A 260-nucleotide genomic window follows, 5' to 3' on the forward strand; every position below is an offset into this window, starting at 1 on the left:
TCCAGCAGTACGGCACCGAGTTCAGACGTGAGCACATGGGTACACCGAACTACTGGCTCGACAAGGGACTCGTTCAGGTCCTCAACGGCCTCGGCGATCCCTCTGTGGATGTCGTTGTAGTCACCGATATGCGCCTCCCCAACGAGTACGCAGAGCTGGCCAATGCAGGCGCCAAGCTGGTCCGCATTGTACGCAATTGGCACATCCCCGAAGTGGACACCGTGCCTTACCACCAATCCGACATCGCCCTTATGGCCCAT

The 260-nt window shown here is 58.8% G+C and carries 1 protein-coding gene; it reads left to right on the forward strand.

Annotated elements, in window-relative coordinates; all coding sequences use genetic code 11:
- Positions 1-260: hypothetical protein (locus RMT89_RS43920; protein ID WP_315889349.1), on the forward strand; the 260-nt coding region annotated here is incomplete at both ends.

Source organism: Streptomyces sp. P17, assembly GCF_032436805.1.
Taxonomy (GTDB): Bacteria; Actinomycetota; Actinomycetes; order Streptomycetales; family Streptomycetaceae; genus Streptomyces.